Below are 19657 nucleotides of genomic sequence, written 5' to 3' on the forward strand. Positions count from 1 at the left end.
CATGTATCGCGGCCTTAACGTGTAGCCATCAGACGGGCCGGCGTGTCGAACGTGGCCCAGGCGGGCGGCGTGCGGCGCCGGTCCGTTAAACATAAAAGAATCCGCTGGGGAACGTGATGAACTGGAAAACGCTGGAATTCGAGCAGCTTTCGGCACGCGAGCTGTACCTGATTCTGCGGGCGCGCAGCGCGGTGTTCGTCGTCGAACAATCGCATGTCTACCTCGATGCCGATGGCCGCGACGAGGAATCGCTGCATGTGTTCGCCGTGGAGGACATGGGTCGCCCCATGCCGATTCTTGCCTACGCTCGCGTGCGGCCCGGCGACGCCGAAGACCCCGAGATCACGATCGACAAGGTATTGACGAGCCCGCTGCGGCGCGGCGACGGTACCGCCGAAATGCTGGTGGAGCGCGTACTGCAGGCCATTGCCGAGCGTTGGCCGGGACACGCCGCGCGTGTAAGCGCGCCGCTCGGCCTGCGCGAGTTCTATGAGCAATTCGGCTTTCGCAAAACGGAAGGTCCATACCTCGAACATGGCGTGCCTTTCATCGGCCTCACGCGTCACATGCGCGCCTCGCAGCCGCTCGCTGTGTTGCGGCGGCGCGAGCGCGATCGTGCTGCGCTCGTCAACACGTTCGAGATGCTGTAATGGAGCGGTTGCTGATCACGCCGTCGAGCGCGCGGCTCGCGCTGCGCACGCCGGCTGACGACAGGCAAGGCGCAACGACGAGGAGCGAACGAGGAGCGGCCAGAGCCACTCGCACTCGCCGTGCGTCGCGGACATTGCGTCACCCGCTGCGTTGGCCGTTGCTGCTGTTCGGCGCGACGCTGGGACTCATCCTGCTGCATCAGGGCAAAGTGGTCGAGCTGTTCTTTCCAGCCGGTGCCTTTGGCGTTGCGCTGTTGCTGTACCGGCGCTCGCCGGCTCACTACCTCGGCTTCGTCTGCTGGCTTTTCTTTCTCACGCCGGAAGTGAGGCGTCTCGCGGACTTCGTGAGCGGAGCGTTCAATCAGCAAAGCCCGATCATGGTCGCACCGTTGCTGGCGGTGGCGCTCATGGGATTCACGCTCATCAAGCACGTCTCTGCGTTCGGGCAGCGCCGGGCCGCACCGCTTCTGTTGATCGTGATCGCGCTTCTGTACGCGTACGTGGTGGGCTTTGTGCAAGCAGGTCCTGCCGCAGCAACCTTTACGCTGATCAACTGGCTCTATCCAGTGATGGTCGCGTTTTATATGACCGTGACGTGGCGCCATTATCCGGACTACCACCGGGTCCTGCTGAAAACGTTCGTTTTCGGCGGACTCCTGATGAGTCTCTACGGATTGCTTGAATTCATTTCGCCGATGCCGTGGGATGCCTTCTGGCTGATCGCCTCGAAGATGGAATCCGAGGGACAGCCGGTGCCGTTCGGCATGCGCATCAGCAGCACGATGAATTCTTGCGGCCCGTTCGCGGTCACGCTCATGACTATCCTACTGATGTCGCTCGCAGCGCGCGGAAAAGCGCGCATTGTGCTCGGCTGTGTCGGCATTCCCGCGCTGCTGCTCACCAGCGCGCGCAGTACATGGGGCGGCTTTGCAATCGCGCTCGTCTATTCATTTGCCATGCTCGACGGCAAGAGCCGGATGCGCTTGCTCGCCGGTGTATTCGGCCTTGCCGTGATGGCCGCGCCGCTAATGATGATCGACCAGGTGGCCGAGCCCGTGATGCGGCGCTTCAGCACCATCCAGGACATCGGCGAGGACAACAGCTACCAGGCGCGTGCGGAGTTCTACAAAACGTTTCTTTCGTCGGCACTCACCGATATCGCAGGCCAAGGCCTCGGCGCGACGGGGCAGGGCACCAAGCTGTCCGACGACAAGTCGGCCTCCGCGATAGCCGACTTCGATAGCGGCCTGATGGAAGTGCCCTTCGTAATGGGTTGGCCAGGCACGCTGCTGTACGCGACAGGCGTGCTGATGTTGCTGTGGCGCGCGTACCGAGCGAGCCGATCGCATCCGACCGATCTTCTTGCCATCTCCGGCGTAGGTGTGGCGGTCGCCATTTTCTCGATGATGATTTTCATCAACACGCTTACCTCCGTATCCGGGATGTTTTTCTTTCTCGGCGTGACCTTGCCGGTGATTTCGTTGCGCTATGCGCGAGAGCGGCACGCCACAAATAGCGCGACGGTTTCGCGGACCTGATAATTCAAATGAAGGACAACGGGATGCGAATTCTCATCGTTACCCATGTCGTGCGCAAGAACGATGGGCAAGGGCGCGTGAACTACGAGATCGTGCAGGCGGCGCTGGCCGCTGGGCATGCCGTGACGCTGCTTGCCGCGGAAGCGGCTGCGGAACTGGTCGCGCATCCGCGCGTGCGTTTTGTGCGCGTTGCGAAGAGCCGCCTGCCGACCCGGCTGGTGCAGTATCAAATGTTCGCTTTGCGCTGCGGTGCATGGATTCGCGCTCACCGCAATGAGTTCGACGTGGTTCATGTCAACGGCTTCATTGCATGGGCCCGCTCCGACGTCAACGCGGCGCACTTCGTGCACGACGGCTGGTATCGCTGCGGCTTCTACCCGTTTCGTCTGCTGCACAGTTTCTATCACGCGTATCAGGTTATCTACACCAGGCTCAACATCGCATGCGAGAAATGGGCGTTTCGCCATACCGAGGTCATCGTGCCGGTTTCGCAGAAGGTGGCGGGCGAGGTGCGGGCGTTGGGTATCGGCGCGGCGCGCATGCAGGTGATTCATAACGGCGTGGATGTCGACGAGTTCCGGTCCGGCGCATGCGAACGCGCGCGTTTCGGCTTGCCGCAAGCACCGTTCATGCTGTTGTTCGCGGGCGATCTGCGCATGTCGCGCAAGAACCTCGACACCGTGCTGCATGCACTGATCCATACGTCCGCCGACGTGCATCTCGCGGTCGCGGGCATTCTGCACAACAGCCCGTATCCGGCGCTGGTCGAATCGCTCGGACTGAGCGCACGCGTGCACTTCACCGACATGGTGATGGACATGCCCGCGCTGATGCGCTCGGTCGATGCGTTCGTGTTTCCTTCGCGCTACGAACCAATGGGACTGGTATTGCTGGAGGCGTTGTCCGCGGGATTGCCGGTGATCACGGTGCGCACTGCCGGAGGCGCCGAAGTGATCGAGCCGGGCAGCGGCGTCGTGCTCGACGATCCTGACGACGCGGCGGCGCTCGGCGCGGCCATCATGCGTGTGGCGAGCGATACGGACTACGCGCGAAGCCTCGGCACGCGTGCGAGAGAGGTGGCGAAAAGCCTGAGCTGGCAGGCCATGGCCGAGCGCTATCTGACAGTCTACGAGCAGGTGCATGCACGCCGCGCGGCACAACCGTTGCCGCCCGCATGCGCGACTGAGCCGGTGAAACTATGAGCGCGGTTCCGATCGATTCGCTGCAAATCGGCATGCACTGGTTCGACGAACGGCCAGGCGGTCTTGATCGTATGTTTCAGGCGCTGGTGGATACGCTTCCCGCTCAAGGGGTGAACGTGCGCGGCATGGTGGCGGGCAGCGCTGACGTGATCGAGGCTTCCGGTGGCCGCGTTCAATCGTTCGCGGGCGCGCAGGCGCAACTCGGCGCGCGGTTGCTGGGCTCCCGCAAATATTCGCGTGTGTTGCGGGCCGCGCGTATGCCTGACATCGTCGCGACGCATTTCGCTCTTTATGCAGCGCCGACAGCGGGCGTGTTTCGCAACGTGCCGAAGGTCGTTCATTTTCATGGACCGTGGGCGGCGGAGTCATATCCGGGGGGCGGGGGCGGGCTATCGCGCGCGTTGCGTGTCGCGCTTGAACGTTTCGTGTATCGCGGCGCGACACGTCATATCGTGCTGTCGCGGGCATTCGGCCGTCTGCTTCACGAGACTTATGGCGTGAGTGAGGACAGCATCCGCATCGTGCCGGGCTGCGTCGACGTCGCGCATTTCGATACTGGCATGACAAAGCTCGAAGCGCGTCGGCAACTCGGCGTCGCAGTGGACCGGCCTCTTATTTTCTGCATGCGCCGTCTCGTTTCGCGCATGGGGCTAGAAGATCTGATCGACGCAATGGCGATTGTGAAGCCGCTGCTACCAGACGTATTGCTGACGATTGCGGGCAAGGGACCGCTTGCGTCGCAGTTGCAGGCTCGCATCGTCGCGCGCGGCCTCGAGGGCAACGTGACGCTTGCTGGCTTCGTGCCGGACGAGACCGTGCCGTTGTGGTATCGCGCGGCCGACCTCTCGGTGGTGCCGACCGTATCGCTGGAAGGCTTCGGCCTGACGACGATCGAATCGCTTGCCGCCGGCACACCGGTTCTGGTCACGCCGGTAGGCGGCCTGCCTGAAGCCGTGGCGCCGTTGTCGCGCGATTTGGTGCTGCCGTCCGGCGGTTTTAAGGCGATCGGAGAAGGCATGGCCGATGCATTGCTCGGCCGGCTCAAGTTGCCGGACGAAGAGGCGTGCCGCAAGTATGCGCGTGAGAACTTCGACAGGCCGGTGGTAGCCGCGCAGGTCGCGCAAATCTATCGCGAAGCGATCGACGTGTTCTAACGCCGGTAACCATGCGACGCCTCACACGCAAAACATTCGAGCGGCTAGTGTGCGCGGGCGCTCTCGCGCTCCCGCTGGTCGTGCTGCTTGCGGCGGGCGAATCGGAGCACGGCGCGGGCGGTGCTCGATTGACGGGCGGTGGAGTTTCTACGGGCCAGCAGGAAGCTCCGCGCGCGGCTGCAAAGATGTTGACCGAAGACACCGAAGCTGCGGCCAGCATCTCCCCAGCCAGCGCACAAGCGACCGGTGCGAATCATTCGCCATCCTATGTAACTTCATGGATCGGCAATACATGGGGCTACGGAGATCAGCGCTGGATGCAGATCGACATCCAGGCGATCGCCGTCACGCCGCAAGGCGACGTCTTTACTAATGCACCATGGGACGAGGCCGGTGGCGAACTCGGTCAGTACCGCAATGGCGAGCTGCTGCGTCACGGTGGCGAGACTCATGGCTGGGGAATGATGGGTGGCGACGCGATTGCCGCGAACGACGAGTATGTGTACGTCGCACAAACCATGGTCAGCCTCGGCAACGAAACCGCGAAGCACAGACCGTCGCCACGCGAGGGGGAAGTGTGGACCGGTATCTCGCGCCGCAGCCGCGCGGACATTCGCGACGGCGTACCGTTCGCCGGGCAGGTGAAGTTCCCCACCGGCAGCCGCCTCGCGTTCCTGCTCATCGCCACTTATTCCGCAAAGGCCGACTACGCGATTCGTGGTCTGGCGGCGGACGACACGCGGCTCTTTGTCTCGAACGCGCTCGAGAATCGGGTGCAGGTGTTCGACGCGCAGACCATGCAGACAATCGGCGCATTCCCGGTGCGTGAGCCGGGCCGCCTCGCGCTCGCGCCCGACGGTTCGTTATGGGTCTTGGAGAACAGCCGCACAGACGGCACGCAACGCGTGGTGCACCATGCGCGCAATGGGGCAGTCATCGGCGAATTGCCGTTGCCTGAAGGCGTCGTGCCGGCGGATCTGACCGTCGACACACGCGGACGCCTGTTGATCGCGGACAACGGCGTGCGCCAGCAGATCCTGATCTATACCGGCGACGCGAGCGCACGGACCAGTACGTCGACGGGCAACATGCAGCAAGGAACGGCCATGAAATTGACGGCCAGCTTCGGCGAAAAAGGCGGTATCTACGCGGGGCGCGCGGGCGCGCCCGGGCCCCGGCGCTTCAACGGTCTGACTGGCGTAGGCGTGGATCGCGCGGGCAACATTTATGTGTCGATGAACGGTGCCGGTCCGCGCTCTTATGGCACCGGGCCGAGCACCTACGACGGCGCGTTGCTCGAAAGCTATACGCCCGATGGACGGCAGCGCTTCAGCTTGCAAGGGCTGCTGTTCGTCGACGGCGCGCAGTTCGTCGACGGCAATCCGCCGTCCGTGTACAGCGGCAGCAAGCGCTTCACGCTGGACCTCACGCGCGCGCCTGGCAACGAGTGGTCGTATGCGGGTTATACCGCCGACCGTTTCCGCTACCCCTACGATCCGTACTTTCATCTGTACCTGGGCGGCCAGCGGGGTATGCCGATGGTGCGCGACATCGACGGGCACCGGCTGCTGTACACCACTGACATGTATTCGTCGTATCTGCGCATCTATCGTTTCGCCGAAGATCGCGAGACGGCGATTCCGTCGGGGCTGTTCGCGCAATCGCACATAGACGGACCGTGGCCGCGCAATCAGCCGGCGCGCGGCGAGTGGATCTGGCGCGACATGACAGGCGCGGGTGACTTCTCCCATGCCGCATTCGATCAGAACAGCAACGGCGCCGATGCGCCCGCAATGCGAGGCTGGTGGGTGGATAGTCGCGGCGACGTCTGGCAGGGCACCGAGGCGGCCGGCATTCGCTGCTTCCCGCTGCAAGGATTCGACCGCATCGGCAATCCAATTTACCGTTACGCGGCGATGCGGCAATACGCAGTGCCCGCGCCGTTTTACCGCGTTGCTCGGCTTAACTACTTTCCCGAAGACGACACACTGTTTGTCTCCGGCTCGACGCGCGCGCGGCCGTTTGTTCAGGACAACTGGAATAGTGCCGGTTCACAGCTTGCCCGCTACGACCACTGGAAAACCGGCAAGCCGGTACTGCGCTATCTGATAGACCTGCCGGACCGCGGTCCGCCCGAATGGCTCTCGATCAACGGCTTTGCGGTGGCGGGCGACTACATCTTCGCCGTCGAAACGCGCAGCGCAGCCGTGCGGATTTATGACCGCGCGAGCGGGCGCGAAGCGGGCCGTCTGACCCCGGGCAAGGAAGTCGGCACGGCGAGCGGCTGGGCCGACGTGCCGATGCCTGTCACCGCGCATCGTCTCGCGTCGGGCGAATACCTCGTATTCGTCGAAGAAGACGCACACGGCAAGGCATTGATGTACCGGTTCACGCCGTCAACGGCCGCTCTCGCGGCTGCTCATCGCAACTCCATCGACGTTGCAGGAAAATCATGAAAATCATCCATCTCGCCAATCACGCGCTGAATGTGGGCAACGGCATCGTCAATGTGATGGTCGATCTCGCGTGCATGCAGGCGCGCGCCGGACACGACGTGACGGTGGCCTCGGGAGGCGGCGGATTCGAGGAACTGCTCGCGCGGCACGGCGTGCGTCATGTGCTGTTGCCGCAATCGCCGCGACCTTTGCGTGTGCCGGCGATGGTCGCGCGCTTCAACAGGCTGGTATCGCAGATCGACCCTGACGTCGTGCATGCACACATGATGACGGGCGCGCTGATCGCGCGCTTCGGCGTGCCGCGGCGACGCTTCGTGCTGGTAACGACGGTGCACAACGAATTCCAGAAGAGCGCGACCATGATGCGTGTCGGCGACCGCGTTGTCGCTGTCAGCGAAGCGGTGTCCGTCGCGATGGAACGGCGCGGTATTCCGAAGTCGCGCCTGAGCGTCGTGCGTAATGGTGCGCTCGGCACGCCGCGGCTCGCCGACGCGATCGCGCCGCGCTTACCTTTACTGACTCATCCGTGCATCGTGACGCTGGCCGGCATGTATGAACGCAAGGGTATCCGCGACCTGTTGCACGCGTTTGCGGCGGTGCGTGAGCGCGTGCCCGGCGCGATGCTGTATCTCGTGGGCGAAGGCCCCGACCGCGCCGCGATGGAGCAACTGGCCTCGCAACTCGGCGTCGCGCGGCATGCGCGTTTCGAAGGTTTCATTGCCGATCCGCGGGCTTATCTCGCGCAGGCCGATGTGTTCGTGCTGGCCTCGCACAACGAACCGGCGGGCCTCGTGCTATGCGAGGCGCGCGAGCAGGGATGCGCAATCGTCGCGACGCGCGTGGGCGGCATTCCGGAGATGCTCGACGGCGGCGAGGCGGGTGTGCTCGTGCCGCCGCATGATCCCGCTACGCTGGCAAACGCGCTCGAGCGGCTTCTCACCGATCCGGCGAGGCGCGCCGAACTGGCCGCACGCGCGGTGCAGGATCTCGAGAAGTTCAGCGTGCAGCGCGTGAGCGACGGCTATCTGGCGATCTACGAACGCACGCTTGCGAGTTGCCAGCCGCGCCGCTTCGCCACCATTGCCACGCGCGATATCGACGCAGCTCGCGTCGGCATGGCGGAACGTGTGAGCCACTCGGCGCCGCTGTAAGCGCGGCGTTGCGCTCACGGCGGGCGTTTTTTACCGGGTCTGCGTGATTTCGTCAGCGCAACGGCCACGAATGATCCGTGGCCAGCGCGATATGTCGTGAAGATGTGATCGGACTTCAGCTTGCCGATAAGGTCAGCCTGGTCCAGAGCTTGTACACGAGGCCGCGCAATTCGCTGGAGCCGTGCAGCGACAAAGCCAGATTTGCGCACACCAGCACGAGCGCGGCGGCAATCAGTGAGGACGGCGCGCTGATCGACTCGGCGAGCGCGAGTGCTACCAGCAGAAACGCGAGATGCACCACCATATTGCGCACGATGGAGCCCACGTGCAGCCGGGCGAAGTGAAGCAGCACGCCGTAGTCGAACAGCGCCTTCGACACCACCACGACAGCGGCGCCCATGATGCCGAACCAGTGGATGCCACACCACAGCGCGCCGGCGAACACAGGCAGTTGCGCCCAACTGACGCCCGCGATAGCGGCGGGACTGGTCTGCGCCTGGATAAGTATGCCGAGAATGCCAGCCTGGCCGCCGAGCCACACGGCGAGTATCAGCACGCACGCGACAGGTGCCGCAGCGGCCACCGTCGGCCCGAGCCACACGACAAGGAAGGGCTTGAGCGCGAACATCGCGACGATCAGGCAAGGCGTAAATGCGCCGTTCAGCAACGCGAGCGCGCTATGCGCGATCGCGTCCGCGTCCGCGCGCGACACGGCGGATAAGCGTGGGAACAGCGTGCGCACCATCGCGACGGGCAGCAGGTTCAGACGCGTGATCAGGTTCTGCGGCGTCGCATAGTAAGTCACGAAGCTCGCGCCGAGCAGCGCGCCGACCAGCACGCGGTCGAGTGTCGACGCGATCATGCCGGCGCCGGAAAAGAGCAGCATCCAACGGCCATAACGGAACAGTTCGGCCATCACGCGCCATTGCGGCATGCGCACGCGTCGAATGCCGATCGCACGAAACGCCGCGGCACCCAGCATCAAACCGGCGAAGAGCCGTGCGAGAACCGCGGCCGGAATGACCACGGCAAGCGAGGGCGAGAAGCAGAAGATCGCCGCGAGCGGCAACAACTGGAAGAGCGCGGTCCCTAGCGTCTGATTAACGTTGAAGCTCGCGAAGCGTTCGACTCCGTTGATCGCGCCCGCGAACACCCATGACACATTGGCAATGGGGACGGCCACCGCAATCCACGGCAAGCTCGCCATCACCTCGCGCTGGAACGTCGGCTCGATCTTCACACCATGCGTGATGTAGACGACCGTGCCCGCGTAAATGATGAGCCCGCCCACGATGCCGGTGCCGAGGTTCATGAACCACGCGCTCCAGAAAATGCGTTCGAGGGAGTCGTCGTTAGCGGCGCGCGCTTTGGAGATCTGATTTTCGGTGGCGAGACTCGTGCCGAGATCCAGTACGCTGAAGTAGCCGATCAGCGTCCACACCAGGTTGATGACGCCATAGCGTTCCACGCCCATCAGATGAATATAGGCGGGCACCGTGACGAGGGAAATGAACGTCGGAGCGATCGCTCCTGCAAAGTTGATGACGATGTTCCTGACGATACTTCTTTCCATGGTGCGCTGTCCGCGGGAATGTCGTGCAATGGTGCGGTTAGTACGGGGCGTTGTCGGTGCGCAGCCGCACCCACGAGCGCGTCCCGCGCGAGGGCGTCGGCTTGTCGCTGGGTTAGATACTGCGCTTGTGTGCCGCTTGCGTGTGTGGCTGGGCGTACAGATGGGAGCTCTGCGTCGCGGTTAAATCAGCTTCGACCGCATACGGCCGGTGAACGGGCATCGCGAGGACAGCGTGAAGGAATCGAAAGAATTGAACCCGCGGCTCATCTCGATCTGCATACCGACCTGCAATCGACCGGGTCTGCTCGAAGAAGCCATTGAAAGTTGTGAAGCGCAGACATACGGCGAGTTCGAAATCGTGATCGGCGACGATTCGAGTGACGAGCGCACAGCGCAGATGGTCAAGCGTTGCCGGGCGCGCGCGAAGCATCCGATCCGCTACGAACGCAACCGCCCGAGGCTTGGGCAGGCATCCAATGTGAACCGCCTCTTCGCTCGCGCGCGCGGCGCGCGGCTCGTGTTGCTGCACGACGACGATCTGCTTGAACCGCATGCGCTGAGTACGCTCGATGCGTGCTGGCGCACCGATCCGCAATTGACCGCCGCATTCGGCAAACAGCGCGTAATCGCCGACGACGGCACGCCACGGCCCGAAGCCACCGCGCGGCTCAATCGCGACTACCGCCGCGTTCCTGAGCGTGCGGGGCGGCTCGCCGTGCCCGCGCTCGCCGGCATCGACCAGATGTTCCCGAACAACGGCTATCTGGTGGATACGCTGGCCGCTCGACGTGTCGGTTATCGGCTCGCGGCGCAAGTGGGCGAAGCGTGCGATTTCGATTTCGGTTTGCGCCTGTGCGTGGAGGCGGCAGCCGTTTGCTTTGTCGACGAGTTCGTTTCGATTTCGCGCGAGACGGCCTTGTCGATCTCGACGCATGCGTTGCCTGCGATGCACGCGTTCGCGCAGTTGTGCGCGAGCGATGTGCCCGCCGCCGCACATGCCGCGCGCGACGATGCATTGCGGCGCGTCGCACCGCGCGCCGCTTCCGCGTATGCGCGCGCCGGCGACGCGCGCGCGGCGTGGCGCGTGCTGCTGTCGAAGCATTACGCGTTGCGCGACCGGCTGCGCGCGCGCTTTTTGTACCACTTGCTGCTTGCCACACGCTCGACGCTCGGCGCACGCATGCCGCCTGGCGGTTGAGTCGGCAGGCTGGCAGCACGGCGCGTGTGGGGATGCGAATTGGCGGGGTTAGTGTGGCAGAAGCAATGCGGCCCGAGGCAATGTGGCAGGGCGTACAGAGGCGAGGGGCGGGCTTTGCTGTAATGCCCAAAAGAAGACTTGTGAGGAGCGTAGCGTGAGGCCAGTAGTCTTCGATGGCCAGTTCGGCTGGTTGCATCCCGCAGCCGGGCCGCATGGCGTGGTGCTCTGCTACCCGTTCGGCTACGACGCGCTTTGCACCTATCGCGGCATGCGCCGGCTCGCCGAGCGCCTCGCGATGCGCGGCGTCCCGGTGCTGCGCTTCGACTATCCGGGCACGGGCGACTCCGCGGGCGATGCAAGCGAGCCGGGCCTCTGGCGCGCGTGGATCGACAGCATCAGGAAGGCCGTGGCGTTGCTTCGGCAATCGACGGGCATCGAGCACGTGAGTTTGTGCGGCTTGCGGCTGGGCGGCACACTCGCCGCGCTTGCCGCTCAGGAACTGGGCGACGTCGACGGTCTTGTGCTCCTCTCGCCCGTGCTGTCCGGCAAAAATTATCAGCGTGAGTTGCGTGCCGGATATCGTCAATGGCTGTCGATGCCCGCGGCAATGGATTGCACGCCCGAGCCGGACACCGACGAGTTCGTCGAGGCGTACGGCTTTCGCCTCTATCGCGAAACCATCGAAAGCTTGCGTGCGGTCGATCTGCGGCGCGATGCGCCGTCACCAGCAAGGCGGGTGCTGGTGCTCGATTCGCTGGACGCGACACGCGTCGATGCGCTGGTCGCGCATTATCGGGAGCAGGGTGTCGAGGTCGAGCGCCAGAGCTTCGACGAATACAGCAAGTTCATGATGGAGGCGCTCGACAGCGAGATACCGCACGCGGCGTTCGAGTCGATTGAGAACTGGCTGGCGGGAGACTCGACAGGCAGCCCGGCAGCGGTGTCGGGCGTGAGTGCATATGCAGGCGATGCGGAAGGCCACATTGTCGAAGCGGGCGTGACCGAAACGCCCGTATCGATCGACAACGGCAGACTGTTCGGCATCTACTGCGTGCCTCATTCTCATTCAGCGACGAGCGGTGGCAGCACAGGTGCCCCCGCGGTGCTGATCGTCAACACGGGCGCAGTGTCCAGAATCGGCAACGCGCGGCTCGGCGTGCGTTTTGCGCGGCGTCTCGCACGGCAAGGTATTGCCTCGCTTCGCGTCGATCTCGGCGGACTCGGCGACAGTCAGCCTTCGCTCGATGCGGTCACGCTCGACGCGCTCTACGCGCAGAGCGGGGCTGATGATGCCGCCTGCGCCGCGCGCTGGCTCACGGCGCGTGGCCACCGCGGTGCCGTGCTGCTCGGCATCTGCGCGGGCGCCTACGTCGGTCTCCATGCCGCATCGCGCGAGCCCGCGGTGACGGGCGCGATGCTCGTTAATCTGCAGAAATTCACGTGGCGCAACATCTGCGATGAAAACGGCAAGCCGACCGTTCGAGTCGCGGCGATCGGTTCGACGCGCAGCTATCTTCGCTCGATGTGCGAGCCGCGCAAATGGCTGCGCGTCGTTAAAGGGCAGACGGGCGGCTGGCCCGTTGCGCGCGAACTGGCGACCCGTGTTGCGGCGCTTTTACGCGCGACGCTGGCCGATCGGATCGAGCGAATCACCGGACTGCAGCTTGGCGCGAACGAGGAGCGTCGTCCGTTTGCGGCGCTCGATGCGCGCGGCGTTGAGACGCGCCTTCTTTATGGCGTGCTGGACGAAGGCGTTGAAGAACTCGAGAAATACTTCGGAGTGCGTGGCATCAGGTTGCAGCGATTGAACCGCGTTCGCGTGGTTTTCTGCGAGCGCACCGACCACGCAATTCTGTCCGCAAGCGCGCAGGAAAACGTGATGTCGCATTTCGAGGACTTCTATCGCAGCCAGTTCGGTGAGCAGTCTGCTGCCGCCAGGCTCGAAGCCGGCGAAACTGTCGCGAAGCGTTGCAGCGGGCCCCGTACGCGCGCGGCGCAATGGCTCGTCAAGCATGCGCGTGCATTTCGCCTAACCGGAGAAGCGTGATGAAACTCGTGGGACAGCGTGCCACGCGCCTCGGCGTTCGCGGCGCGCTGTCTCGATCTGCTCGCCAGTGCGCCGTCTGGCAAGCCGACCTTCATCACTTTTTGCGGCGCACTCCGATACGCTGGAGGAGTGCCGTGAATACACAATCCGACCTCGACCGCATCAATCGCGTGGCGTGGAATTCGCGCGACGCGGCGCGCGTTTTCGCCGCTGGCAATACCTTCTCCGACGCCGGCGAGGAGGCCGCGTTCCAGTGGCTCGCGCCGCGCTGCGCGGCAACGCCGTTGCTCGACATCGGCATTGGCACCGGGCGCACCATTGCGTTGATGCTGGCAATCTCGAACGACTACACCGGCATCGACTATACGCCAAAGCTGCTGGACATTGCGAGGTCGCGCTATCCCGGCCGCGACTTGCGCCATATGGATGCGCGCGACATGTCGGAGCTGCCGTCGAATCATTACGGGCTGGCTGCGTTTAGCTGGAACGGTATCGACTGCGTGGACTACGACGGTCGCGTGAAGATCCTCGAAGAAATGAATCGCGTGGTGCGGCCGGGCGGTTATGTGCTGTTCTCGTCGCACAATCGCGGCGGCCCCGGTTATCGCGAGAACATCTGGCAACTGCTGCCGCAGTTCACCTCCAATCCGCTCAAACTCGGCTGGCGCACGCTGCGCTCACTTCGCCGCTTCCAGCTCGGCACGTTGAACTACGTGCGTAACGTCAAGCTGAACCACGACTACGGCGGTTACTCGGTCAAGACAGCAGCGGCTCACAACTTCGGCATTGTGATCGTCTACACGACGCTTCGCGAACAGCGCCGGCAACTCGCGCAGGTGGGCTTGCAATGCGATGCGGTGTTCGCCAGTTGCGACGGCAGGCGCATTCCGGATGACGTAGAGGACAGCGGCGCCTGGTGGTTTCACTTCATCGCGCACAAGCCGCCTGGCGCATATCGCTTCGATCAGGAGAGCGGCCATGCACGCCGACGCACTTCGGCTTGACGAGCCGCGCGCAGCAGACGCGGACTTCGACGAGCGCGGCTTCCGGCATGCGCTCGGGCGCTTCGCGACCGGCGTCGTCGTGATCTCGAGCGGCAGCGGCGAACGTCTGCACGCGATGACTGCGAACGCCTTCATGTCGGGTTCGCTCAGGCCGCCGCTGATCGTGGTGTCGGTCGGGCAGAGCGCGCGTATGCACGAGCGCCTGATGGGCTGCGCGGTGTTCGGTGTAAGCGTGTTGTCGGACGCCCAGGAGGCGCACAGCCGGCACTTCGCGGGCGAGCCGCAGAGCCGGCTTGCGCCGTGCTTTACCGGCGTCGACGGACTTGCGGACGTGGTGCTTCTCGAACATGCGGCAGCCCGCTTCGCAGCGCGCGTGGTGGACAGGCATCCGTGCGGCGACCACACGTTGTTCGTCGGCGAGGTGTTGGTGTTTTCGCTGGGCGAAAACGCTCCGCTCATTTTCTTCGGCGGTCGCTATGGATCGGTTGCCGGTTCGCGCCTTGCGACACCGGCACCGACGCATGCATTGCCCGCATCCGCGCACTGCGAACACGTTGAACCGGGTCCACCGTATGCAAAAAGCCATGACTGATTCGAGACCATTTAGGTTCAGACAATTTATCGTTCAACGTGCGTCGTCGCACGATGCAAAGTCGAGGCCGCAGGCATGCTTGAAACGCAAGCTTGTGGCCCTTTGGCACGTAGCGCGTTACATAGAAGAAACAATTCTTCAGAGGGATAACCCTGTCAGGAAGTGTCCCAACTGGCGTAACCGTTGTGAAGCTAGCAACGTATCGTGGATGAACACCACGTGACGATAAAACACACAAAGAACGTCGGTTTATCAACAGGCTACGCGGGGGCGAACACCGCTTCGGGGAGAGGGTCATGGAACAGGGAAACAAAGATCGATCACTGGTCAGCAAGGTGATGGACGGGCTCGTTACGGGCATCGTCGAGGAGAAGTACGGCGCGATACTGCCGCCGCAAGACGTGCTGTCGAAAGAATTCGACGTGAGCCGCACGGTCATGCGTGAGGCGCTGTCGATGCTGCTCGCGCGCGACATGCTCGATGTGCGGCCGAAGATCGGCACGCGCATCCGGCCGATGAGCGACTGGCGCATGATCGACGAAGACGTCGTGAACTGGCGTTTTCGCGCGAAGCCCGATCCGCTGTTTTTGCGCGACGTGATCGAGTTTCGCATTCTGATCGAGCCGCGGGCGTCGGCGCAGGCCGCGGCGCGCGGCAGCGCGGCCGACATCGCTGCGGTGCGCGACGCGTTCGAGGCGTTTCGCGTGATCCGTCCGGCCGAACCGGGGTATCAGGAAGCCGACGAACTCTTTCATACGCGCATCGTCGTCGCGAGCGGGAATCAGTTCTTCAAGCAGATGGCGGCGATCATTCGCGGCGCACTGGCGACGGGCAACCCGATCGTGAACGAGAGAGAAGGGATGTGGGAAGGCGCAGTGAATTCGCACCGGCGCGTGGTCGAAGCGATAGAACGGCGCGATCCTAAAGAAGCCGAGCTTGCGTCGATGGCGATGATCGACTTCACGACCGAAGAGATCGCGGGCACCTTCGCCGCAGCGCCGCCGGTCCCGCCCGCGCATGGCGGAAACGCGGGATAACGCCGGGCCGACGTGTGGCTTCTGGCGCTGCTGCGCGCGTTGCCGCAGCGGCGCGCCGATTGGCTGACGGTCAGGCTTGCAGCGTCACCGGCGTGTTGTGTTTCCCTTAGGTCGACTCACTTGCGGGCGGCATGCGCGACAATAGCGCCTTGCTCTTAACCGCAGGGACGCCAGGTGATCGTGACAAACGCTGTGATCAACGCGGGCACACATGCCCCGGCAAACGCCGCCGCTGACGCCACTAACGCCACCACGCAAGCCACCACGCAAGCCACCACCGACGCAACACAAGCCATTCCATCGGACGGCATGATCCGTTGGGGAATCGTCGGTACGGGCCGCATTGCGCGCCGGTTCGCTCAAGGGCTTGCTTATGTGCCGAACGCGCGCCTTGCGGCGTTGTGGTCGCGCCGTGCCGAGCCGGCGCAGGCTTTCGCCGACCAATTCGGCGGCCGGCTCTGCGCGAGCTTCGATGCGCTGCTCGCCAGCGGAATCGACGCGCTCTATATCGCGACCGTTCAGGACAGCCACGCTGATTACGCCATCGCGGCACTGCAAGCCGGCCTGCACGTGCTGTGCGAAAAGCCCGCCGCGATCAACAGGCCGCAACTCGAGCGCATTCAGGACGCCGCGCGTCGCGAGAAACGCCTCTTCATGGAAGCGATGAAGCCGCCGTTCTATCCGTTGTACAGAAAGTTGCAGGCGCATCTAAAAGACGATCCGATTGGCGAAGTCGGGCTCGTGCGGGCCGGCTGTTCGGTGCCGGGCGTGCCCGACGATCACCCTTCGCTGTCGTTCGAGCATGCGGGCGGCGCGCTGCTCGATATCGGCATCTACGAGATGTTTCTCGCCGTCGACTGGCTGGGCGCGCCGCTCGACGTGCAAACGCTCGGGCGCCTCGGTTCGACCGGCGTCGATACGTTCGCGAGCCTGAACAGCCAGCATGAGCGCGGCATCGCGCAACTCTTCTGCGGCCTCGATCTGCACGGCAAGGGCGACGCGTTGCTGATGGCGAAGAGCGGGCACGTGACGATTCACGAACCGTGGTGGAACCCGTCGCGTGCGACTATCCGCTACGCCGACGGTCGCGTGATCGAGCTCGACGAGCCGTTCGAAGGCGGCGGTCTGAACTACGAGACCGCGCATTTCTGCGAGCTGATTCGGGCGGGACAGATCGAGAGTCCTGTAATGCCGCACAGCAAGTCGTTGCAGATGATCGCAATGGCGGATGCGGCGCGTGCAGCCTTAGGGCTTAGATTTGCGGGCGAATGACGCCGGCTGCACGCTCAGTGCTCAGTGCTCAGTGCCTGGAGGGCAACGCGAGCCGCCGTTCATACCAGCGTTGCAGCAGTTCGAGTATCTGGCATAGCACCCAGTAGACTGCCGCCGCCGCGAGATACAGCGGCAATGGCTGATACGTCGATGCGATGATTTCCTGCGCGCTACGCAGCAGTTCGGTCACCGTAATCACGGAGACCAAAGAAGTGTCCTTGATGAGGCTGATCAAACTGTTCGACAGGCTCGGTACCGCAATGCGCAGGGCTTGCGGCGCGATCACATAGCGCAGCGTCTGGCGCCGCGAGAGTCCGAGACTGTAGGCGGCGAGCCATTGCCCCTGGTGAATGCCGAGGATTGCGCCGCGCATGCTTTCCGACAGATATGCAGCCACGTTTGCCGACAGCGCGATCACGCCGGCCGGCGTCGGGTCGAGCGAAATGCCGAAGCTCGGCAAGCCATAATAGATCACGAAGATCTGCACGAGGAGCGGCGTGCCGCGCATCACGCTCACGTAAATGCGTGCGATCCAGTTCAATGTGCGGCTGTGGCTCACGCCCATCAGCGCAAGCATGGCGCCGGCGATCAGGCCGAAGAACATCGACAGAACTGCGAACTTGACCGTGAGGACAGCGCCCTGCGCGAGCACAGGAAGCGATTGAACGAGCAGGGAAGTGGTTGACATGAGCGGTGCTCGGTTTGGCGCGCGAGACGCACATCGCCCAGGCTGGGCGCGTGCTGCAACAGTGCGAAGGGCGGCATTCCGGAGAAGCCGCCCTTCGTTTCATGCAGAGCCGGTTACTTGATCGGCTTGCTCACGTCGATGCCGAACCACTTGTCCGAGATCTTCGCGAACGTGCCGTCCGCTTCGAGCTGCGTCATTGCGTCGTCGATTGCCTTGGCGAACTTCGGATTGTTCTTTTTGAACGGAATGCCCGACGGGTTGCCCGCGCCGACATTCGCGCCGGTGCGCAGCGGCAACTGCGAATTCTTCAACAGATACGCGAGCATCAGACGGTCATTGAGCGCCGCGTCGAGACGGCCCGCCGCCAGATCGCGCAGATATTCGGGTGCGCCCGGGTACGTTTTCACGTCGATGCCCGGCACCGACTTCGCCATGTCCATGTAGTTGGTGCCAAGGCCGACGCCGAGCTTCTTGCCCTTCAGATCGTCGAGCGACTTGAACTGACGCGTGTCGTCCTTACGCTGGATCAGCTGCGCGGCCGAGTACGTATAAGCGGGCGAGAAATCGAGCGCCTGCTTGCGCGCATCCGTAATCCCGACCTGGTTGACGATCACGTCGAACTTGCCGGCCTGAAGACCCGCAATGATGCCGCTCCATTCGGTCGTGACGAATTCCGGCTTCACGCCGAGCTTCGCCGCCACTGCTTTGGCGATGTCGACGTCATAGCCGACCAGTTCGCCCGACGGCGCTTTTGAATTGAACGGAGGGAAGGTGCCTTCGAGGCCGATGCGCAGCGTGCCGCGCTGCTTGACCTGATCCAGCAGGTCGTCGGCATGGGCCGTGACCGCGGTGAACGAAGCGCCGATCAGAGCGGCGACGAAAATTTTCTTCAACAACCCGAGTTGCATTGTGTTCCTTTTTGTTCGTATGTCGTTTTAGCGGACGAAAGCTTAACAAAGCAGACTGTCGAACGCTAAATATCGTTTGTTCATGCCTGTATTACCCGGCCGCCGCGTGCCTGGGTTCGCGTGCCTGAGTTCGCGTGCCTAAGTTCGCGCGCCTCGAGTCAGCGAAGCGCCTGCACGCATTCGGCGACGAGCGCCGGTCCCCGATAGATGAAGCCGGTATAAAGCTGAACGAGCGAGGCGCCGGCGGCGAGTTTCGCGCGCGCATCGTCGCCGGAAAAGATCCCGCCCACGCCGATGATCGGCACTGCCTCACCGACTTCGGCGCGCAGCTTGCGGATTACTTCGTTCGACGCGTCGAACACCGGCTTGCCCGACAGGCCGCCGGCTTCGTCGCCGTATTGCATGCCTGCGACGGCGGTGCGCGACAGCGTGGTGTTGGTCGCGATCACGCCTTCGAAGCGGTGGCGCAACAACGTGTCGGCGATGGACTTGATCTGCTCGTCGTCGAGATCGGGTGCGATCTTCAACGCGAGCGGCACCAGCTTGCCGTGCATGTCGGCGAGACGCTGCTGCTTGTCCTTGAGCGCCGCGAGCAGCGCGTCGAGTTCGCCAGCGCCTTGCAACTGGCGCAGGTTCTTCGTATTCGGCGACGAGATGTTGACCGTCACATAGCTCGCGAACGGATAGACGCGTTCGAGGCAATACAGGTAGTCTTCGGCGGCGCGTTCGATCGGTGTGTCGGCGTTCTTGCCGATGTTCAGTCCTAGAATGCCGCGATAGCGCGCGGACTGCACGTTTTTCACGAACTGGTCGACGCCCGCGTTGTTAAAGCCCATGCGGTTGATTACGGCATTCGCCTCGGGCAGACGGAACATGCGCGGCCGCGGATTGCCGGGCTGCGCGCGCGGCGTGACCGTGCCCACTTCGATGAAGCCGAAGCCGAGCGCGGCGAGCCCGTCGATCGACGCGCCGTCCTTGTCGAGCCCTGCCGCAAGCCCGACGGGATTGCGGAACGTCAGCCCCATCACCGTGCGCGGCGCGTCCGGCACGCGCGCGGCGAGCGCGCCGGCGAGGCCGGTGCGGCCCGCGGCGCCGAGCACACGCAAGGTCAGGTGATGAGCGTCTTCCGCGTCCATGCGAAAGAGTTGGGCGCGTATAAGCGGATAGAGGGAACTGAACACAGGACG

General features: G+C 63.7%; 16 protein-coding genes. 12 read left to right on the plus strand and 4 right to left on the minus strand.

The window, feature by feature from the left end:
- Positions 1-116 precede the first annotated feature (116 nt).
- From H281_RS0103760 to H281_RS0103785, 6 genes are read left to right on the plus strand one after another with little or no spacing between them, the layout of a single operon-like run.
- Entirely contained in the window at positions 117-650 is a 534-nt protein-coding gene (locus H281_RS0103760) for a GNAT family N-acetyltransferase (RefSeq protein ID WP_020065748.1), read from the plus strand.
- Positions 650-2188, plus strand: a complete 1539-nt coding sequence (locus tag H281_RS0103765; protein WP_020065749.1) for an O-antigen ligase family protein — start codon at positions 650-652, stop codon at positions 2186-2188. The genes H281_RS0103760 and H281_RS0103765 overlap by 1 nt, the downstream gene beginning before the upstream one ends.
- A 23-nt stretch (positions 2189-2211) precedes the next feature.
- Positions 2212-3390: a glycosyltransferase family 4 protein gene (locus tag H281_RS0103770; RefSeq protein WP_027804265.1), complete on the plus strand. Its 1179-nt coding sequence runs from the start codon at positions 2212-2214 to the stop codon at positions 3388-3390.
- Complete coding sequence (locus H281_RS0103775; RefSeq protein ID WP_020065751.1) at positions 3387-4544, plus strand: glycosyltransferase family 4 protein; 1158 nt, start codon at positions 3387-3389, stop codon at positions 4542-4544. The genes H281_RS0103770 and H281_RS0103775 overlap by 4 nt, the downstream gene beginning before the upstream one ends.
- Positions 4545-4555: 11 nt before the next feature.
- Positions 4556-7000 carry an NHL repeat-containing protein gene (locus H281_RS0103780; protein ID WP_027804266.1) on the plus strand — a complete coding sequence of 815 codons (2445 nt, stop codon included), beginning with the start codon at positions 4556-4558 and terminating at the stop codon, positions 6998-7000.
- Positions 6997-8151 (plus strand): glycosyltransferase family 4 protein, encoded by a 1155-nt coding sequence (locus tag H281_RS0103785; RefSeq protein ID WP_020065753.1) that lies wholly within the window; start codon positions 6997-6999, stop codon positions 8149-8151. Before H281_RS0103780 ends, H281_RS0103785 begins: the two co-directional genes overlap by 4 nt.
- 115 nt (positions 8152-8266) lie before the next feature.
- On the opposite strand, the gene H281_RS0103790 is transcribed toward H281_RS0103785, so the two are convergent.
- Entirely contained in the window at positions 8267-9724 is a 1458-nt protein-coding gene (locus H281_RS0103790; protein WP_020065754.1) for an oligosaccharide flippase family protein, read from the minus strand.
- Between the two features lie 232 nt (positions 9725-9956).
- On the opposite strand from H281_RS0103790, the gene H281_RS0103795 reads away from it, so the two are divergent.
- From H281_RS0103795 to H281_RS0103820, 6 genes are all read left to right on the plus strand, one after another.
- Positions 9957-10922: a glycosyltransferase family 2 protein gene (locus H281_RS0103795; protein ID WP_241077829.1), complete on the plus strand. Its 966-nt coding sequence runs from the start codon at positions 9957-9959 to the stop codon at positions 10920-10922.
- Between the two features lie 154 nt (positions 10923-11076).
- Positions 11077-12969, plus strand: a complete 1893-nt coding sequence (locus tag H281_RS0103800) for a serine aminopeptidase domain-containing protein (RefSeq protein WP_020065756.1) — start codon at positions 11077-11079, stop codon at positions 12967-12969.
- Positions 12970-13103: 134 nt separating this feature from the next.
- Entirely contained in the window at positions 13104-13973 is an 870-nt protein-coding gene (locus H281_RS0103805; RefSeq protein WP_027804267.1) for a class I SAM-dependent methyltransferase, read from the plus strand.
- Positions 13948-14565 carry a flavin reductase family protein gene (locus H281_RS0103810; RefSeq protein WP_020065758.1) on the plus strand — a complete coding sequence of 206 codons (618 nt, stop codon included), beginning with the start codon at positions 13948-13950 and terminating at the stop codon, positions 14563-14565. The genes H281_RS0103805 and H281_RS0103810 overlap by 26 nt, the downstream gene beginning before the upstream one ends.
- Positions 14566-14861: 296 nt before the next feature.
- The gene (locus H281_RS0103815) at positions 14862-15602 is read left to right on the plus strand and encodes a FadR/GntR family transcriptional regulator (protein ID WP_020065759.1); all 741 of its coding nucleotides are present in this window, start codon (positions 14862-14864) and stop codon (positions 15600-15602) included.
- Between the two features lie 309 nt (positions 15603-15911).
- Entirely contained in the window at positions 15912-16874 is a 963-nt protein-coding gene (locus H281_RS0103820) for a Gfo/Idh/MocA family protein (protein WP_051120890.1), read from the plus strand.
- 28 nt (positions 16875-16902) lie between these two features.
- Here H281_RS0103820 and H281_RS0103825 read toward each other — a convergent pair whose 3' ends face one another.
- The 3 genes from H281_RS0103825 to H281_RS0103835 form a co-directional block, all read right to left on the minus strand.
- Positions 16903-17562, minus strand: a complete 660-nt coding sequence (locus H281_RS0103825) for an amino acid ABC transporter permease (protein WP_020065761.1) — start codon at positions 17560-17562, stop codon at positions 16903-16905.
- A gap of 113 nt (positions 17563-17675) precedes the next feature.
- On the minus strand, positions 17676-18470 hold the full coding sequence (locus H281_RS0103830) for a cystine ABC transporter substrate-binding protein (RefSeq protein ID WP_020065762.1): 795 nt from the start codon (positions 18468-18470) through the stop codon (positions 17676-17678).
- A gap of 158 nt (positions 18471-18628) precedes the next feature.
- Positions 18629-19651, minus strand: a complete 1023-nt coding sequence (locus H281_RS0103835; protein ID WP_027804269.1) for a quinone-dependent dihydroorotate dehydrogenase — start codon at positions 19649-19651, stop codon at positions 18629-18631.
- Positions 19652-19657: the final 6 nt, after the last annotated feature.

Origin of the sequence: Paraburkholderia caledonica, from assembly GCF_000383275.1 — a bacterium.
Lineage (GTDB): Bacteria > Pseudomonadota > Gammaproteobacteria > Burkholderiales > Burkholderiaceae > Paraburkholderia > Paraburkholderia caledonica.